This is a genomic window from Bacteroides gallinarum DSM 18171 = JCM 13658 (genome assembly GCF_000374365.1).
Lineage (GTDB): Bacteria > Bacteroidota > Bacteroidia > Bacteroidales > Bacteroidaceae > Bacteroides > Bacteroides gallinarum.
The window spans coordinates 33,798-51,797 of the sequence record NZ_KB894140.1; the positions used below are offsets into that span (position 1 = coordinate 33,798).

An 18,000-nucleotide genomic window follows, 5' to 3' on the forward strand; every position below is an offset into this window, starting at 1 on the left:
TATTACAACTAATGGTTTGGTAAGGAACAGCGTTTAGCTGTTATCTCGACCTCGTTATAAACTTTATTCTTTAATTTAAAATAGTTATTATATGGTATAGCAATCTCGTTTGTTTCATAAATAGGAACAAACATTCGTATTATAAATACCTTACAATAGATACTATCATATACTTTCCTGTCATTAGATTGCTTTGTAATGAACAACGCTTTATACAAAAACTTATCATTTACTTTCTTAATAAAAGCCACGTCATAAGAGGTTAATATGGCAAGACTATCATTATTCATGAAATCATTGTGACTTAAATTGCTGATATTACTTCCTTCTAAAATTACTTCATAATCATCAAGTTTTTTATCTGCTACAAATTCTATCACACCATTGTGTTTGGCATAATTGTATCGGCTATCGGTATAGTCATTTGCAGATATATCTCTTATTTGTACCAGTTCAATGAAAGGTATTCTTTTTAATCCCCATTGTACAGGTAGTAATGTGAATAGCCACACATATATTCCTATAAGAATGATAATCGGGAATGCAAATATCACGGAATGTCTTAAATCCTTTCGGATAAGGCAATCCAGTAATGCTATGATTAGCATAAGAGGCAATATAATGACTATCATCCTATTTCAAATCTAATTGTTTATAATGGTTTGGAAAGGAACGCTGTTTAGGGGTTATCTTTCGTTGTTACTGATGAATTTTATTTCATTCTTATTTCTTACAAGTTTATATACCTCAATTTCTCTACTGACATATTCGGTATCGTCTTTATTTTTTACAACAACAGGCTTTAAAATTTCCTTTTGTATTCCGATATATACGATACGGGGAAACGTAAAATTACTGCCGATGAATAACCGTGCGTCTATATTATCTTTTGCATCACGATAAGAGATAGACAAATAATCCTTTTGCTGATTATCGGAAACGAATATTGTATCTTGCTTCAACTTACCATTTGTACAACTAACAGCTTTCATTACTGCTAAAGGATATGCGGTCGCTATCTGGCTTGTCCCTGAAAGCAGGTAATAACTTTTATCCAATGCTTGAATGGAATAAATAGTATCATAACATATCCCCATATCGTTATCATCATTCATATCGAAGAAATAAGATTGTTCTTTATCCTTATATTGCATATAAGAAGCAAACAAGGGCATAGTACCGCCCCAATAAGTGTTTCGGGAAAATACCCTCATATTCCCGTCTGTTGATACCGCAATAGTAAATTGCCGTTCTTTTTTCCTCAATTCTCTAAAGTCGTATTTCATCCCTTTATCGACTTTACAAAGTTCTTTCAGCAGGATAGAGAATCTATTTTGTAAAGAATCACAGTAATTATCATTCGTATAGGAATAATTTTGCCGTAACGTATATAACGTGTCTTGAATAAAGCAAAGCTGTTTTTCCAAAGCAGACAAATCAGTGCCACTTTGTGCTTTAGCATCCTTCATTGCTATAAAACAAAAGACAAAACAAAATATGTATTTTACATTCTTCATGTTTATGCACTATTATCTGTAATGGTTTGGTGAGAAACAGTGTTTAGCTGTTATCTCGACCTTGTTATAAATTTAATTGTTCTTGCCCACTTACATTTTCGTTTATTAGTCTGTACATATATTCTTGCAGGTAACAATGATATTTTTCAGTAGTAAGCAATGATTTTATATACTCCATGTTTTCATATATGTATTTCATTTTATAAGCTAACACTTCAAAGGGCATATCTTCGCTATTGTAAGCAGCTATTATCTGCCACAAGTTTGAAAGCGTTTGGCTAATATCATTATTTTGAAGTTTCTTATTCGTTTCCATATTCTGATATTTATAGATATAATACTCTGTGTATGCAGGTATGCGGTACGTTTCATGCGTGAAGCCCGTACCACCCCCGGCAATACATCTCAACATATCATTTACACAATAGAACATTTTGTTTAATGTTTTACGTTCTCCACTAAATTGTTTCCTATTATTGGCATTGAATTGTGCATACCACGTGCAATACAAATCAAATCCAGCTTCTCCATAAAAATAGCCTTGCAACAAATTGTATTGTTGGCAGTATAATGTATCGGGATAAACCGATGCTGAATTTACAAACAATCTTTCCGCATCTTCTTCTATATACTGATACTCTTTCTTACTTTGCTTACGGAATTTATCTACATTGAGTATCACATCTTGTATGTTACTTTTACACAAAGTTTTACTACAAGAACATCCCATTACCACGAAAATGGTAAGAACAAATAATACTATGTTTGCTATGCGATACATATTGTTTATAATGGTTTGGTGAGGAACAGCGTTTAGCTGCTATCTCGACCTCGTTATGAACTCACTTTCTAAATAAGGAGAACTAACTCAAAGAAAGTATCTCATATATTTTTGTTTTAGCTGCTTCTATCTTTGGTGACAAGGTATATTCAGTTTTTTTTAAATATGGAATGAATTTTGACAACACTTCATGTTCTATAAAGTCGATAGATTTTCCTTGCAAATAGCGATAACGCATAAGTGCAATAATTTCTATTGGAAACACACGCCATTCAGTAGAATAAAATTCATTACTTATAAACGACTCTATGTGAGCCGTTTTTCTGTGGTGTTTCATCATGTCAGAAAGAACCGAGTTTATTTCATCTTCATTATCAGAAAGGATGATATCAAATCCACGTTGATAATCTTGAATAAGCGGTTTGGTTATATATTCTTTCCAAATCTCATGGTTTGCGGCATTGGTATATGCGTCATATAGCAAGAATGTTTCCTGCAAAGTTCGATCTTGATGATTTATAGAACATTTTTTGTTCAAAGCATCACGGATTAAACCTATTATTGCGTGGAACATTAAGTTTATCTCCTGTTCTTTTCCAAAAGAAAGAATAGATAAAAACAAAGGGACACCTTCAACTAAGGTTCTCATGTATTTCTTTTCTTTATCATACAAATACATGATATGTGCAATATATGTCATTGCAAACGCATCTATTATCCCTTTGAAATCTTCCTCATTAGGATTATACCAAAACGAATAATAATGTATTCCAAAACAAAGCATACTGGCAGAACGCCATTTATAATAATCTTGCATTTTAACCGTAGGATTATTATAAAATTCTTGAAGGTATTCGTGTTCTTCAAGAGGCAAATTGATATATTTATTCAAATTTTTATCAATAACCTTGTCAAAAGAGTTCTTTTTCATATTTGATACTTTCTATTCTGTTGGGTTCTTCTTTAGTTGTCTATAATGGTTTGACAAGTATCTGCGTTTAGCAGCTATCTTGGCTTGTCACCAGCTATCATTTACCTATTCGTTCATTATTTTCATTTATTCCAAAATGTTCTAACCGATATTTATTTCGCTCTTTTTCATCCAATAACAAAACTGTTTTTGGGCGTTTGATACCGCCAAATAACATTTTGTCATAATATGTGGCATCATATAATACATTCCACGGCTCTAAGCCATAATACGCATTACATAAGTTCAACAAAGTTGAGTCTCCTATAATTCTTTTCTTTGACACTTTCGCATTTGCGAGAGGGGCTACATTAAATAGTATCTTAAATGTCTTATTACTTAAATATTCGTTGTCTGTATTTTCAATGGAGATGATTCGACTTTCTATTAATTCTTTATATGTTACTTGGTCTGTTTTCTTTTTGATTTCAAAAAGGCAGCAGGTTGGCGATTTATGCGTCAAATGCGTGTCAATAATTTGCCCAAACATGAATGTTTCATCTTTCAGTTTTAAGCTGAATACATCTCCGACTTTCCATTTCGCAGCTTTCGGTCTTTTCCACGTTTTTAGTTTTTTGAGAATTTCCCGCTTTTCATCGTTGGATAGATAGGCTTTAAGCTTTTCTATTGTCAGATTATTTATAATCTCCACCACTTTAAAAATTGTATCTGCACTTCGACTTTCAATATAGGTATTGTCTGCTTCATAATCAATATTCGGTTTGGGTTTTAAATCCACACAATTTTTCAATTCGTTTTTTAATAAGCCAACCGCTTCATATTGATATGTCACTCCAAAAACATTTACCAAATCTTGGAAGATTAAAAAACATCCAAGCGTTTCATTTGGAAGTACAATTTCTATATTTCCGTAATTTACTATTTCATCCATATCATTCCAATTTATCACTACCCCTTAATAGCTGGTAATGGGTTGACAAGGGGCTGCGTTCAGCAGCTATCTTGGCTCGTTAGCTACTTCTTTTGTTTTGGACAGTTTTCCAATCGTTCTTAAGCACATTCCCTCAATACTTCTATTCGAGGAGTGTTCATAGACTGATTGTAAGCTATTGAGAATATTAGTTCGTTGGTGTTCTGTCATAGTTCCACCAAATATCTGTCCGTCATTTACGTTTACTTTAGTACAAAACCATACTATACCCAGTGTTATGTGACTGATTGTAAGGTAGTCTCTTTTCTTTGCCATAACATCGCAAAAAATGTCCCACACGTCATTATCTCCCATGTAGCCCATTATGAAACCAGACATTTGCCTGACTATTGCACTTGAATGTTTCGAATATTGTTTCGCTATTTCATAAGCCCGTTGTTTGAACTCAACACATAATGGCTCTTTTGCAAAATCTTTGGTATAAAAGGAAGCATCTATATACCTGTCACATACTGAATCTATTATTAACAGATACTCCCAAAGTAACTTTGGTTCAGTTTCTTGGCGTACAGCATTTATTAACTTTTCCCGGTTTTCTAGTGATAAGAACCAGCTTTGTACATTAATTGTATCACACGTCTTGCCGAACAATTCACTACGTGATGCATTGGAAATAAATTTTATGTATTTCTTTCGTTCCGCAACATCTTCGGATTGTAGTCCTTGCAGTGCTACATCTAATGTTTCTTTGGTGTATTTATACTTTCTCATTCAATTATAATTTTATGGTAGCTAATGTATTCAATAACTACACATTATGGTGTAGTTCCTATTCTCTATTAAATCGTAACTTAATCATTATCCAAACTATCCAACGGATTAGGAATTTTGGCTTTGTAAGCATTCGACACGTGTAGGTAAATAGAGGTTGTTTTTGTATCATTATGCCCCATAAGTTCTTGAATAGTTCTTAGGTCAGTCCCTTGTTCCAGCAAATGGGTAGCGAAAGTGTGCCGGAGCATGTGCAAATGTACCCGGAGTTTTATTCCGGCTTTTCTTGCCGCTTCTTTCAATATTTTCACCAATGCGCTGGGTGAATATTGTTCACCTGCCTGTTCGCCCTCAAAAAGCCAATTTTGTGGTCTATATTCTTTGTAATAACTCCTTAGTTCTTTGAGTACCTTTTCTGAAAGTAGAGAGTATCTACATTTCTTCCCCTTGCCAGCTATCTTAATCAGCATCCGTTCACTAATAATATCTTTCGGGGTCAGGTTAAGAAGTTCACTACGCCGTAATCCGGCAGAGTATATCAAGGAAATCATGCACCGATGTTTCCGGTTGGTTATCTGTGTAAAGATGTTTTTCATTTCTTCCCGGCTCAACACTTCGGGTAAAGCCTTATATTCTTTGGCACGGGCAATCCCGCCGTAGTATTGCCGTTTACCCTTTCTGACCTTTTCATAGTAGAACTTAATTGCGTTGATACGCATATTTTGTTGGGTGGCAGATATATGTTTCTCCTTTACTATATAGAGCATATAGGTATTTATATTCTCGACTGTCAGCAGGTCGAGGTCACGCCCTTTGTAGTACTCCATAAAATCACTGAAATAGATTTTATAGGCTTTTATGGTAGAAGGACTGTACCGTTTCTGTTCCAGCAGTTCCAGATAACCTTTAGGCAGTATATATTCACGTTTAGGTTTCGGATGCCGAATATATACCCGGTTGTAATCAATATAGACATGGGGAGAGTAACGTTCATAAAAAACAGGAAGTCGGAATGTAGATGCCGACACATAGGCGCGACCATTTCCGTCCATCTCGATTTCGGTATCTTGGGATAAAGCCAAGGCAATAGCCTGACTGTTTGCATAATCTATCCCTATGTAGTCCTGTCCATTTCTTATTTCTTTGTACAAGACGATGCTTTCCCGTTGTTTCTGTACATTATCCATGTTGCTGAAAATAGGTTCATGCTCCAAAGATAGGGAAAACAACAAGAAAACGAACGCTCATTCGTTTTTATTTGACCCAAATCAGTAAAAAATGAAAATCACGCTTTTAATAATGAATATATATAGCGAAAATTGCTTGCCAGTTCTTCCACATCAAGCCCATTTAAATAAGCCTGCTCGTATGATAAGCCGAAATACATTTGTCTGAACATGGTAGCAGCCCTTTTAACATCCGTATCGGGTCGTATTTCTCCGTTATTCTTTGCTTTCTGTATGATATTCATCCAAAGGTCGTAATCCTGTTTGAAAAAATGTGCAGTCTTTTCCTGAATATTAGGGTAGTACATTCTAACTTGCGTAAAAAAGTGGTAATAATAAAAATTAGGGCTACATCCATAGGGATTATTGCCATCGTCCATAAGTTCCACCAACCGTTTCATGGTGATATTTACCCCCTTTATATACTGTTCGATAAACTCTGCCAGCGTACATTCAGTACTATCGAATTTATTTTTCGGGTGATGTGTTTGAAATATGAATTTATCCACCACAGCCACAAACAAGTCTTGTTTGTGAGGGAAATAATGAACAATGCCAGTCCTTGCCAGCCCGCATGCTTTGGCAATTTCTGTAAAGCTCGCTTTCTCATAGTTCATCTTCACAAAAACTTTAAATGCGTTTTCCAGCACTTCATCCCGGTTAGTTATCATATCACATACAGATTTTATATTTTCAATCACGAAGATACACTTTTTCTCCTGTTTTATTAGCAGCTAATAACACATTCTGCAAAGCTATTTTAGGACAAGTCATTCATTTCTATGCTACAATTTATTTACAGGGATTTGATACTATCTCTGTACTGTTTCAATTCACTTTCATCCATATTCTTTATTACCAAATCCAATTCATTAAGCAACCGAACTTTGTCATTAGGTATCATTCCAATGAATGGAACAGTATTTGATACCGTATTTCCCAATAAGGTTGTTTCTATATGAAGCCTTGAAATAAAAGTCCGTAACTCCAATAGTCTTTCGTGTTCGGTAGCTTCTACAAAATCACCACGCTGTATTTCCTCATATAATTCCGAATCAGGAAATACAGTCAGCGATACAAAGTTTATGGTAAAAGGGTGCAACCGGTTGAATACATCGGCAGTATTGACAGCGTTCTGTTCTCCCTTGTCCTTTCCCGCAAGCCCTGTCAAATACACTAAATTATATCTGATATTTGCTTCTTCCAGTTTCTTGCATTGTTCGATAATATCATTAGCTGTATATCCCTTGTTCATTGCCCCTAATGTATTGTCATCACCCGACTCTGTTCCGATACTGATACTGTCGAAACCTAAGTGACGCAAATTCTTCAGTTCCTCTACCGTTTTCGGCTTGATATCTGCAATTCGGGAAAACATACCGATGCTCTCACAGTAGCGGAGATATTTCCTAATCAAAAGACCTAACTCCAACAATCTGTTATAACTCAACGCAAATGGATTAGCCCCTGTTAAAAACACACGCCGGGCTTTAGGCTGATAGGTTTGTATCACTCTCAAATCTTCTTCGACTTCCGTAATAGGGGATAAACGAAACTTTGTCCCGTGATATAAACTACAAAACTTGCACTTGTTGTGAGTGCATCCGGCAGTTACCTGTAAGAGTTGGGAACTTGCTTCGTATGGTGGTCGCCATATTTGTCCCGTAAAATGTAATAGTTCCATATATTATAAATTAAGCCTTGAAATCACTTATTTTCCCTATTTTTGTACTGCGAAGTTAGGGCGTTCTTTTTGAATAAAGAAGAACTATACTATCTGTCAGTCACTTACGTTTGGGTTAGTTTTTCTCAATATCAATGTATTTAAGGACGAAAAAAATGCGAAAAAAGTTAGATTATGAATATTGTTCTGCATCCCCTATACTGGAATGGTTGGGTGACAAATGGGCTTTGGTCGTCTTATTGGAGTTACACGAAAATGGAGTAACACGTTTCAATGAACTATACAAAACAATCCCCTCTATATCGGAAAAGATGCTTTCTACCGTCTTACGTTCATTGGTAACGGACGGCTTGGTAAGTAGAAAGATATATCCCTCAGTACCACCCAAAGTGGAATATTACGTATCTGAATTTGGAGAGACTTTAATCCCTCATTTAGAGCTGTTGAAACAATGGGGACAAGAAAACTTTGAAACGATAATGGAGAATAGACGGAAAAATAAGTATTGAAATTTAGTGCAAGGTACAAGTATATATCTACATATAGCTTGTACCTTGCACTAACCTTAAGATGTTTATCTTCAACGGTTTGCATAATCCTAAAATTCAGACAGAAGAACAAAAGCACAGATTTCTCCCTTTTGTCTTGCTGTTCTTTCTGCTCGTCCTTATCGTCTTTCCCTTTTTATTCTTCTTATTCTTCCCTTTTGTGTTTCCTTTCCGTCATTCCCTTTTTATCTATCCCTTCTGTCCTCCCTTTTTTGTTCTTCTGTTCTTCTGTCTGAAAAATTAAAATCCGTGTCAACCCACAACGAACCCGACACACCCCCTATAAGCGATAATATGCCCATCATATACTATCAATTAAAAAATATAATATTGCATTGTTTGCAAAGTTGTTTATATAATCTACTTATGTAATATTACATAACGGCTTATCCCTTAAGGTCTAAAAAACGCCTACTATATCGCAGAATAATACGATACCCGAAACCTATTCTTATAAAACAACTAAAACAACGGTAGAAATGAAACACAACCATAAGACGCACACACACTCACAATTTTACCTTATCCCAGCCCTGCCGAATACGAGAAAAAGACAGACCTACCCTCAGCCCGCCTTCCCCGCTATCCTCCCCAAAATCTTGGGGAACTGCCAGAAGAACAACAGCGTACAGCAAACGGCAGCCGTAGCGTCGGACACGGCTTCTGCCGCATACACCCCGGTTACCCCCATGAAGTGCGGCAGTATCAGTGCCAGCGGTATCAACAAGATAACCTTACGCAGCAAGGCTATGAAGATAGAAATCCTTGCCTGTCCCAGCGCAACGAACATATTCTGGCAGGCGCGCTGTAACCCGAAAATCGTCATGCCGGCCAGGAATACGGGCATCGTCCGACGAACGGTTTCTATCAGCCTTGCATCTCCCGTAAAGGCAGATGCCACCACCGTGGGGCAGAAAATCATGAACAGCATCAGGACGAGGTTGAAGGAAAACATGGTAACCAGCGCAATGCGGAAACACTCCTTCACCCGCTGCTTGTCGCCATGCCCGTAGTTATAACTCGCTATCGGAACAAAACCCTGTGCAAACCCCGTCAACGGCACGCTGGCAAACTGCATCGACGTCTGCAACACGGTGAGCGCACTGACGTAGATATCCCCGAACTCTTTCAGGCTGCTGTTGAGCACGAAACCCACCAGACTCTCCGTACTCGCCATGATAAAAGGCGATATACCGAGTGCCAGCACGGAAAGCACGATACCCTTTTCCAGCTTCATATACCGCCTCTCCAAAGGTAGGGAAGCACGCCGCGAGAACAGGAAAGACAACACCCACACCGCACTGCAAGCCTGCGACAACACCGTAGCCAGCGCAGCACCTTTCACCCCCATATCGAACCAAAAGATGAAAATAGGGTCGAGAACGATATTCAGCAACGCCCCTATCAGCACCGAGCACATGGCAACCGTGGGACGTCCCTGCGCATTGATAAAGGAGTTCAGCCCGGTAGACACCTCCACGAACAGCGTGCCCAGCAGGTAAATAGAAAGATAATCCACCGCATAACCCAACGTATGCTCCGAAGCGCCCGTAAAGAGCAGGATAGGCTCCATAAAGGTATAAGCAATGAGCGAGGTGAACAAGGTAAAGAGAACCAGCAGCGTAAAGCCGTTGCCCAAAATCTTCCCCGCACGACGGCGGTCGCCCTGCCCCAAAGCAATGGCAGCCAACGGCGCACCGCCACCACCCACAATGGCAGAGAAAGAAGATATCAGCACGACAAGCGAGATAGTCACCCCCACCCCTGCCAGCGCATCCGTTCCGATGCCCGGTATATGCCCGATGTAAATACGGTCTACAATACTATAAAGCAGGTTGACGAACTGCGCCGCTACTGCCGGCAGCGCCATTTTGAAAACCAGGGGCAGCATACGCTCCGTACCCAGGCGTTCTTCGTATTTGTTTATCATCCCGGATACTCCTTTCTACTTCCTGCTGACAATCGTACCCGTAGCCTGATTAGCAGGCATCACCAGCACCTCCGCCACCTGGATATGCTCGGGCACGGCAGCGGCGAAGTACACCACCTCGGCAATATCCTCGCCGGTAAGCGGGCGGATACCCCTGTACACACTATCGGCAGCAGACTTGTCGCCACGGAAGCGCACTACGGAAAAGTTCGTCTCCACCAGGCCGGGCTTGATGTTCGTTACCCGCACGGGAGTATCCACCAGGTCGATGCGCAACCCGTCGGACAACGCTTTTACCGCAGCTTTGGTAGCGCAGTACACGCTGCCGCCCGGATAGGCATAATCGCCCGCAATGGAACCCATATTGATAACATGCCCGCGGCCGCGCTCCACCATTCCGGGAACCACGAGGCGGGTCATGGCAAGCAGCGCCTTCACATTGGTGTCTATCACCACATCCCATTCGTCCAGGCTACCCTCATGCTCCTTGTCCACGCCGATTACCAGCCCGGCATTGTTGATAAGGATATCTATCGCCCGCCATTCTTCGGGAAGCGAACCCAGGGCGGTTTCCGCAGCCCGGCGGTTGCGCACGTCGAAAGGCAACAGGCAGACATCCGCTCGGTACGCCGCCTCCAGCTCGCGCTTCAAGGCAGTCAGTTTCTCTACATTCCGTCCGTTGAGAATCAGGCGGTAACCATTCATGGCAAACTTGCGTGCACAGCCCTCCCCTATACCCGAAGAAGCACCCGTGATAAGTACGATTTTCTTTTCCATTCGTTGTAGGAATTTAATGTTACAGGCTGCAAAGTTATGACTTATTTGCGAGCATCGGCAAATAAGTAGCAACTTATAACCCGTAACCCTTAAAGTTTCCGAGAAAATATGTACCTTTGCACCGCTTTTTATGACTGACTATATCAGCAGGTAGAGATTTGTTTAATTAGTTTGGATAAAGTAAGAAACGCTTATGCAAAAGTCCGACTGCATCATCGGTGTAGAGCACGTATCGAAGTTCTTCGGAGATAAAGCCGTACTGAATGATGTAAATTTGTCTGTCCGCAAGGGCGAGTTTATAACGATACTGGGACCGTCCGGTTGCGGAAAGACGACGTTGCTGCGTCTGATTGCAGGCTTCCATACCGCTTCGGAAGGAGTGATTACCATTGCGGGGAAAGATGTCACGCAGACCCCTCCCCACCGCCGTCCGGTAAACACCGTGTTCCAGAAGTACGCCCTTTTCCCCCACCTCAACGTATTCAACAACATCGCCTTCGGGCTCAAGCTGAAGAAGCTCCCCGCCGCCGTTATCGGTAAGAAGGTGAAGCAGGCGCTCCGCACGGTAGGCATGACCGACTACGAATACCGCGACGTAGACTCCCTCTCCGGCGGACAGCAACAGCGTGTAGCCATAGCCCGCGCCATTGTCAACGAACCCGAAGTGCTGCTCCTCGACGAGCCGCTCGCCGCCCTCGACCTGAAAATGCGCAAGGACATGCAAATGGAGCTCAAAGAGATGCACCAGAAACTGGGCATCACCTTCGTATATGTAACCCACGACCAGGAAGAAGCCCTTACGCTGAGCGACACAATCGTGGTAATGAGCGAGGGCAAGATACAGCAAATCGGCACTCCGACAGATATCTACAACGAACCAATCAACTCCTTCGTAGCCGACTTCATCGGCGAGAGCAACATCCTGAACGGCATCATGGTGCGCGACAAGCTCGTCACCTTCTGCGGCCACGAGTTCGAGTGCGTAGACGAAGGCTTCGGCGAGCAGGCACAGGTAGATGTCGTAATCCGTCCGGAGGACATCTACATCTTCGAGCCGTCGGATGCGGCACAGCTCACAGGAACCGTGACAAGCGCCATATTCAAAGGCGTACACTACGAAATGCTGGTACAGACCCGCGAGGGCTACGAGCTAATGGTGCAAGACTACCACTGCTTCGAGGCAGGCCGCGAGGTAGGCCTGCTGGTGAAACCTTTCGATATCCATGTGATGAAGAAAGAACGCACCTGCAATACCTTCGAAGGCAAGCTGCTGGACGATACGCATGTGGAGTTCCTGGGTTGCAGCTTCGAGTGCAGCCCGGTACACGGCATCCGGCCGGAGACACCCGTAAAGGTGGAGGTAGACTTCCAGGACATCATCCTCGAGGACAACGAAGAAGACGGACGGCTGACGGGCGAGGTGAAATTCATCCTCTACAAAGGAAACCATTACCACCTGACCGTGTTCACCGACTGGGACGAAGACATCTTCGTTGACACCAACGACGTATGGGACGACGGAGACAGAGTAGGAATACGGATTGCCCCGGAGAAGATACGAATCGAACCGCGAACCTGAGATGCGAACCCGAGAAGCAGACCTGAGCCGCAAACCTGAGACTCAGACCTGACCGACGGAAATACGAACCCGATAACGAACAAGAAGCGATGAACCGGGCAGTACGACCAGGCGGCAAGCAATTTGCAATCCGCCGCCCCTTCATCCTATAATTACCATAAATACCCGCTTTGCCAATGAAAAGTTTCTTCATGCGGCGGCGCAACTGGACTCTGCCCTACGCGCTGTTTTTGCTGATATTCGTGATAGTGCCGCTGCTGCTGATTGTAGTGTACGCATTTACGGATGCCGGGGGAGCATTCACCTTTGCCAACTTCCGCAAGTTCATGATGCACCCGGAGGCGATGAACACCTTCGTCTATTCTATCGGCATAGCCGTCATCACCACGCTGGCATGCCTGCTGCTGGGCTATCCGGCAGCCTATATCCTCAGCCAGAAACAGTTCAATACCTCGCAAACCATGGTAGTGCTGTTTATCCTGCCCATGTGGGTAAACATACTGATACGCACCCTTGCCACGGTAGCCCTGTTCGACTTCCTGAACCTGCCGCTGGGCGAAGGCGCACTGGTATTCGGCATGGTGTACAACTTCCTGCCCTTCATGATATACCCTATCTACAACACCTTGCAGAAAATGGACCGCAACCTCATAGAAGCCGCGCAAGACCTCGGAGCCAATCCCCTGCAAGTATTCGGCAAAGTGATACTACCCCTCTCCATGCCGGGCATCACGAGCGGCATAGTAATGGTGTTCATGCCCACGGTAAGCACCTTCGCCATAGCCGAACTGCTGACGATGAACAACATCAAACTGTTCGGAACCACGGTGCAGGAGAACATTTACAACGGAATGTGGAACTACGGTGCAGCCCTGTCGCTTATCATGCTGTTGCTGATAGGCATCACCGTCCTCTTTACGAACGAGGAAGACAGCGCATCCAATGAAAGCGGAGGTGTGATATGATGACACGTATTCTTGCCAAAGGCTACCTGTGGCTACTGCTCGCACTGCTCTACTCGCCTATCCTTATCATCATGATATTCTCGTTTACCGAAGCCAAAGTGCTGGGCAACTGGACAGGTTTTTCCACCAAGCTGTACAGCTCGCTCTTTACGGGCGGCATGCACCACTCGCTGACGAGCGCCATTTGGAACACCTTCGCCATTGCTATGCTGGCAGCCACCGCCTCCACAGCGCTGGGCAGCATCGCAGCAATCGGCATCTTCAACTTGCGCACGCGTATGCGCCAGGTAATGAATTTCGCTAACACCATACCGATGATGAATTCAGACATTATCACGGGCGTATCGCTGTTCCTGCTGTTCGTCAGCTTTGGCATATCACAGGGATTTACAACGGTGGTGCTGGCACACATCACTTTCTGCACCCCCTACGTAGTGTTGAGCGTAATGCCCCGCCTGAAAAAGATGAACCAGAATGTGTACGAAGCCGCCCTCGACCTCGGCGCCACCCCTTTCCAGGCATTGCGCAAGGTTATCCTGCCGGAGATATTCCCGGGGATGATAAGCGGCTTCATCCTCGCCTTCACGCTCTCTATCGACGATTTCGCAGTAACCATATTCACCATTGGAAACGAAGGGCTGGAAACGCTCTCCACCTATATCTACGCCGATGCACGCAAAGGCGGACTGACACCGGAGCTGCGCCCTCTCTCCACCCTCATCTTCGTTACGGTACTGGTGCTGCTGATTGTAATCAACAAGCGTGCGGAGAGGGCACGGAAAGGCAAGTAGTCGGTTTGTCCCGCGGGATGAAGCAGTTCTTCTTACGAGACGGGAGGTGTTCGTATTGCAGGACGGAATATTTTGTCTCACGGAACGGGGAAAAGCATACCGTAGGGCGGAAAGAGGCTGTGAGACGGGAGGAGGCATAATGCCTAATTCGGTATTAGTCCGTATCGGAATTGGAATACAATTTTAAGCGGTAATATAAAGGAGATGATAACTTTTCCGAAAATATAGGCGATATAGATTGTAGAGACAATGCGGATGATAGAGATAATATAAGACGATACAGACAATACGGATGACGCAGACGATACGGATGATGCAAACTGCAAACGATATAAAAAATGTAGATGATGCAAACAATATAGACGATACAAACGATACAACAATATAAACGATTATAAAAGCCACGGTAACCCGAATACCGATATCAAGTTACCGTAACCCAACTACCATATACAAAACAAAAGATGAAAAGATTTACAGACATACTCCTCCTTCTGTGCCTCCTCCTCGCCACCGCGTGCAAGGATTCGGGCGAAGAACGCAGCCACGTACTGAAAGTCTACAACTGGGCTGACTACATCGACGAAGACGTGCTTGCCGAGTTCCCCGCCTGGTACAAGCAACAGACAGGCGAGGATATCCGCCTCATCTACCAAGTGTTCGACATCAACGAAATCATGCTCACCAAGATAGAGCGCGGACACGAAGATTTCGACGTCGTATGTCCCTCGGAATACATCATCGAGCGGATGTTGAAAAAAGACCTCCTCCTGCCTATCGACCGCAACTTCGGCAAGACACCGGACTATCTGCCCAACATCTCCCCCTACATCCGCCGGGAGCTGAACAAAACCAGTCAGCCGGGACGCATCACCATGGACTATGCCGTACCATATATGTGGGGCACAGCCGGCATCCTCTACAACCGCAACTTCATCACCCCGGACGAGGCGAGCAGTTGGCATTGCCTGTGGAACCCCAAGAATAAGGGCAAAATCCTGATGAAAGACAGTTACCGCGACGCCTACGGAACCGCTATTATCTACGCCCACGCCCGCCAGCTTGCAGACAGCACCGTAACGGTGGAACAACTGATGAACGACAACTCTCCCCGTGCCATTGCCCTTGCCGAGAAATACCTGAAAGCCATGAAACCCAATATCTCCGGCTGGGAAGCAGATTTCGGCAAGGAGATGATGACTAAGAACAAAACATGGCTCAACCTCACCTGGAGCGGTGATGCCGTTTGGGCGATAGACGAGGCGGATGCCGTAGGCGTAGACCTCGCCTACGAAGTGCCGCGAGAAGGCAGTAACATCTGGTACGACGGCTGGGTAATCCCCAAATATGCACGCAACACCAAAGCCGCGAGTTACTTCATCAACTACCTCTGCCAGCCCGAGATAGCCCTGCGCAACATGGATGCCATAGGTTACGTCAGCGCCGTAGCCACCCCCGAAATCATGGAGGCCAAGCGCGACACCACCATAGAAACACGCTCCGACCTCAGCTATTTCTTCGGCGAGGGCATGGGAGCCGACAGCCTGCAAATCAACCCCGTGCAATACCCTGACCGGAAAGTCGTAGAGCGCTGCGCCATGATACGCGACTTCGGCGACCGCACCGAGCTTGTACTCGAAATGTGGAGCCGCGTAAAAGGCGATAACCTCAACACCGGCATCGTACTGCTGATTTTCTCCGTATTCGGCGCCTTATTCATCTGGGTGATGTATGGCAAAATACGTAAATACCGGCAAAAAAAGCACCACCGCAGAAAGAGAAAGAAGAGCCGGAATTTATGATGCCAGGGATTTGAGATTGAAAAAGCTTACGATTTATGCCCTATGAAATCAAAGGCTTCGGGTACACAAGACCTCTCATTTACAACTTCCTGCCTGCGATTTAAGGATATCAAATATAGGATTTCTGATTTATAATGCTTAAATTTGGCGTCCGATAAATCTAATTCAGAAAGTAAAAAACAGAAAGCCCCAAACTTATAAGGTAAAAAACAGAAAGCAGAAATTATAAATCTAAAAAACAGAAATCTAAAAGCTCACAAGGCGAGAAACATAAATCAGAAATCATTAAATCAGAAACCTGAAACCAAAAACTCTAAATCAGAAATCCAAAACCAAAAAACCGAAATCAAAAAACTGAAATCAGAAAGCCGAAATCATAAATCTAACATCATAAATCTCAAATCTCTAACACAATAAACCTCAAAAATGCTTACTCAAATCATTAACGGACGCATATTCACCCCGCAAGGCTGGCTGAATGAAGGTTCCGTCCTGATGCGCGACGGAAAAATCCTCGAAGTAACGAACTGTGACCTCGCACTGATTGGTGCGCGGCTTATCGACGCGAAAGGCATGTACATAGTGCCCGGTTTCGTGTGTATGCATGCACATGGCGGTGGCGGACACGACTTCAACGAATGTACCGAAGACGCCTTCCGCAATATAATCCGTGCACACCTCAACCACGGAGCGACAAGCTTCTACCCCACTATCTCCTCCTCGCCGTTCAGCAAGCTGCACCAGGCAGCCCGGGTGTGCGAGCAACTCATGGCAGAGCCCGACAGCCCCGTGCTGGGACTGCACATCGAAGGCCCCTACCTCAATAAGAAAATGGCAGGCGAACAGTTTGCCGGACAAGTAAAAGAAATCGACGAACACGAATACCGCGAACTCGTGGAAAGCACCCGCTGCATCCGCCGCTGGGACGCCTCCCCCGAACTCCCGGGAGCACTGGAGTTTGCAAGCTACCTGCGCAAGAAAGACATACTGGCAGCCGTGTCGCATACCGAAGCCGAGTACGACGGCATCCGTGCCGCCTACGAAGCCGGATTTACCCACGCCGCACACTTCTACAACGCCATGCCGGGCTTCCACAAACGCCGCGAATACAAGTACGAAGGCACGGTAGAAAGCGTGTACCTGACCGACGGCATGACGATTGAACTGATAGCCGACGGCATCCACCTGCCCGCCACTATCCTGAAGCTGGCATACAAGCTGAAAGGCGTGGAACGCACCTGCCTCGTAACAGACGCCCTCTCCTGCGCCGCCACCGACGGCAAGGAAATCGACGACCCGCGCTACATCATCGAGGACGGCGTATGCAAGCTTGCCGACCGCTCCTCCCTGGCAGGCAGCATCGCCACTATGGACGTGCTGGTGCGCACCATGGTAAAAGCCGGCATCCCGCTGGGCGACGCCCTGCGCATGGCCTCCGAAACCCCGGCACGTATCATGGGCGTGTACCACCGCAAAGGCTCCCTGCAAAAAGACAAAGACGCCGATATCCTGATAATGGACAAAGACCTCAACATACGCGCCGTATGGCAGGCAGGAAAATTAGTGGAAGAAAACAACACGCTATTCTGAAAGCCGGCGCCGGTGGAACGGTTTAACGGACTGAGCCGCGTACGTAACTTTACACAGGACGATGCGCATATTATTTACTAAAAGGAAAATTCTCTAAAAAAACTACAATGGTAAACCTTTTAGTGCCAACGGATGTATTATATACATAAATTTGCATCAGTAGAAATTAAACCGGAT

The 18,000-nt window shown here is 44.0% G+C and carries 17 protein-coding genes; 6 read left to right on the plus strand and 11 right to left on the minus strand.

What is annotated here, in order from left to right:
* Nucleotides 1-8: 8 nt before the first annotated feature.
* The 9 genes from C233_RS0114270 to C233_RS0114310 all read right to left on the minus strand — a co-directional run bounded on the left by C233_RS0114270 (nt 9) and on the right by C233_RS0114310 (nt 7,841).
* A complete protein-coding gene (locus C233_RS0114270) occupies nt 9-608 on the minus strand; it encodes a hypothetical protein (RefSeq protein ID WP_244149075.1) in 600 nt (199 codons plus the stop codon).
* A gap of 78 nt (nt 609-686) precedes the next feature.
* The gene (locus C233_RS0114275; RefSeq protein ID WP_018668253.1) at nt 687-1,517 is read right to left on the minus strand and encodes a hypothetical protein; all 831 of its coding nucleotides are present in this window, start codon (nt 1,515-1,517) and stop codon (nt 687-689) included.
* Between the two features lie 64 nt (nt 1,518-1,581).
* A complete protein-coding gene (locus C233_RS0114280; protein WP_018668254.1) occupies nt 1,582-2,298 on the minus strand; it encodes a hypothetical protein in 717 nt (238 codons plus the stop codon).
* Nucleotides 2,299-2,380: 82 nt separating this feature from the next.
* On the minus strand, nt 2,381-3,229 hold the full coding sequence (locus C233_RS0114285; RefSeq protein ID WP_018668255.1) for a hypothetical protein: 849 nt from the start codon (nt 3,227-3,229) through the stop codon (nt 2,381-2,383).
* A gap of 97 nt (nt 3,230-3,326) precedes the next feature.
* On the minus strand, nt 3,327-4,160 hold the full coding sequence (locus C233_RS0114290) for an Imm26 family immunity protein (RefSeq protein ID WP_018668256.1): 834 nt from the start codon (nt 4,158-4,160) through the stop codon (nt 3,327-3,329).
* A 66-nt stretch (nt 4,161-4,226) separates the two neighbouring features.
* Nucleotides 4,227-4,931, minus strand: a complete 705-nt coding sequence (locus tag C233_RS0114295) for a hypothetical protein (protein ID WP_018668257.1) — start codon at nt 4,929-4,931, stop codon at nt 4,227-4,229.
* 80 nt (nt 4,932-5,011) lie between these two features.
* The gene (locus C233_RS0114300) at nt 5,012-6,118 is read right to left on the minus strand and encodes a tyrosine-type recombinase/integrase (protein WP_018668258.1); all 1,107 of its coding nucleotides are present in this window, start codon (nt 6,116-6,118) and stop codon (nt 5,012-5,014) included.
* A gap of 98 nt (nt 6,119-6,216) precedes the next feature.
* Nucleotides 6,217-6,828 (minus strand): TetR/AcrR family transcriptional regulator, encoded by a 612-nt coding sequence (locus C233_RS0114305; RefSeq protein WP_018668259.1) that lies wholly within the window; start codon nt 6,826-6,828, stop codon nt 6,217-6,219.
* Between the two features lie 125 nt (nt 6,829-6,953).
* The gene (locus C233_RS0114310) at nt 6,954-7,841 is read right to left on the minus strand and encodes a radical SAM protein (RefSeq protein WP_025068955.1); all 888 of its coding nucleotides are present in this window, start codon (nt 7,839-7,841) and stop codon (nt 6,954-6,956) included.
* Between the two features lie 155 nt (nt 7,842-7,996).
* On the opposite strand from C233_RS0114310, the gene C233_RS0114315 reads away from it, so the two are divergent.
* On the plus strand, nt 7,997-8,350 hold the full coding sequence (locus tag C233_RS0114315; protein WP_018668261.1) for a winged helix-turn-helix transcriptional regulator: 354 nt from the start codon (nt 7,997-7,999) through the stop codon (nt 8,348-8,350).
* 604 nt (nt 8,351-8,954) lie between these two features.
* Here C233_RS0114315 and C233_RS0114320 read toward each other — a convergent pair.
* Together C233_RS0114320 and C233_RS0114325 are read right to left on the minus strand one after the other, a co-directional pair.
* Entirely contained in the window at nt 8,955-10,319 is a 1,365-nt protein-coding gene (locus C233_RS0114320) for an MATE family efflux transporter (RefSeq protein ID WP_018668262.1), read from the minus strand.
* Nucleotides 10,320-10,334: 15 nt separating this feature from the next.
* Entirely contained in the window at nt 10,335-11,096 is a 762-nt protein-coding gene (locus C233_RS0114325) for an SDR family oxidoreductase (protein WP_018668263.1), read from the minus strand.
* Between the two features lie 193 nt (nt 11,097-11,289).
* Between C233_RS0114325 and C233_RS0114330 the strand changes: the two genes are divergently transcribed.
* The 5 genes from C233_RS0114330 (at nt 11,290) to nagA (ending at nt 17,823) form a co-directional block, all read left to right on the plus strand.
* Nucleotides 11,290-12,675, plus strand: a complete 1,386-nt coding sequence (locus C233_RS0114330; RefSeq protein ID WP_018668264.1) for a polyamine ABC transporter ATP-binding protein — start codon at nt 11,290-11,292, stop codon at nt 12,673-12,675.
* 176 nt (nt 12,676-12,851) lie between these two features.
* The gene (locus tag C233_RS0114335; protein WP_018668265.1) at nt 12,852-13,640 is read left to right on the plus strand and encodes an ABC transporter permease; all 789 of its coding nucleotides are present in this window, start codon (nt 12,852-12,854) and stop codon (nt 13,638-13,640) included.
* Nucleotides 13,637-14,431, plus strand: coding sequence for an ABC transporter permease (locus C233_RS0114340; protein ID WP_025068953.1), 795 nt, complete (start codon nt 13,637-13,639; stop codon nt 14,429-14,431). Before C233_RS0114335 ends, C233_RS0114340 begins: the two co-directional genes overlap by 4 nt.
* A gap of 464 nt (nt 14,432-14,895) precedes the next feature.
* Nucleotides 14,896-16,233, plus strand: a complete 1,338-nt coding sequence (locus C233_RS0114345) for an ABC transporter substrate-binding protein (RefSeq protein WP_018668267.1) — start codon at nt 14,896-14,898, stop codon at nt 16,231-16,233.
* A gap of 426 nt (nt 16,234-16,659) precedes the next feature.
* Entirely contained in the window at nt 16,660-17,823 is a 1,164-nt protein-coding gene (gene nagA / locus C233_RS0114350) for an N-acetylglucosamine-6-phosphate deacetylase (protein ID WP_018668268.1), read from the plus strand.
* The last annotated feature ends 177 nt before the right edge of the window (nt 17,824-18,000 follow it).

Bases quoted from the DNA above. Each gene is read 5' to 3' on its own strand.
- C233_RS0114270 (WP_244149075.1), bottom strand. From the start codon at position 608: ATGCTAATCATAGCATTACTGGATTGCCTTATCCGAAAGGATTTAAGA.
- C233_RS0114275 (WP_018668253.1), bottom strand. From the start codon at position 1,517: ATGAAGAATGTAAAATACATATTTTGTTTTGTCTTTTGTTTTATAGCA.
- C233_RS0114280 (WP_018668254.1), bottom strand. From the start codon at position 2,298: ATGTATCGCATAGCAAACATAGTATTATTTGTTCTTACCATTTTCGTG.
- C233_RS0114285 (WP_018668255.1), bottom strand. From the start codon at position 3,229: ATGAAAAAGAACTCTTTTGACAAGGTTATTGATAAAAATTTGAATAAA.
- C233_RS0114290 (WP_018668256.1), bottom strand. From the start codon at position 4,160: ATGGATGAAATAGTAAATTACGGAAATATAGAAATTGTACTTCCAAAT.
- C233_RS0114295 (WP_018668257.1), bottom strand. From the start codon at position 4,931: ATGAGAAAGTATAAATACACCAAAGAAACATTAGATGTAGCACTGCAA.
- C233_RS0114300 (WP_018668258.1), bottom strand. From the start codon at position 6,118: ATGGATAATGTACAGAAACAACGGGAAAGCATCGTCTTGTACAAAGAA.
- C233_RS0114305 (WP_018668259.1), bottom strand. From the start codon at position 6,828: ATGATAACTAACCGGGATGAAGTGCTGGAAAACGCATTTAAAGTTTTT.
- C233_RS0114310 (WP_025068955.1), bottom strand. From the start codon at position 7,841: ATGGAACTATTACATTTTACGGGACAAATATGGCGACCACCATACGAA.
- C233_RS0114315 (WP_018668261.1), top strand. From the start codon at position 7,997: ATGCGAAAAAAGTTAGATTATGAATATTGTTCTGCATCCCCTATACTG.
- C233_RS0114320 (WP_018668262.1), bottom strand. From the start codon at position 10,319: ATGATAAACAAATACGAAGAACGCCTGGGTACGGAGCGTATGCTGCCC.
- C233_RS0114325 (WP_018668263.1), bottom strand. From the start codon at position 11,096: ATGGAAAAGAAAATCGTACTTATCACGGGTGCTTCTTCGGGTATAGGG.
- C233_RS0114330 (WP_018668264.1), top strand. From the start codon at position 11,290: ATGCAAAAGTCCGACTGCATCATCGGTGTAGAGCACGTATCGAAGTTC.
- C233_RS0114335 (WP_018668265.1), top strand. From the start codon at position 12,852: ATGAAAAGTTTCTTCATGCGGCGGCGCAACTGGACTCTGCCCTACGCG.
- C233_RS0114340 (WP_025068953.1), top strand. From the start codon at position 13,637: ATGATGACACGTATTCTTGCCAAAGGCTACCTGTGGCTACTGCTCGCA.
- C233_RS0114345 (WP_018668267.1), top strand. From the start codon at position 14,896: ATGAAAAGATTTACAGACATACTCCTCCTTCTGTGCCTCCTCCTCGCC.
- nagA (WP_018668268.1), top strand. From the start codon at position 16,660: ATGCTTACTCAAATCATTAACGGACGCATATTCACCCCGCAAGGCTGG.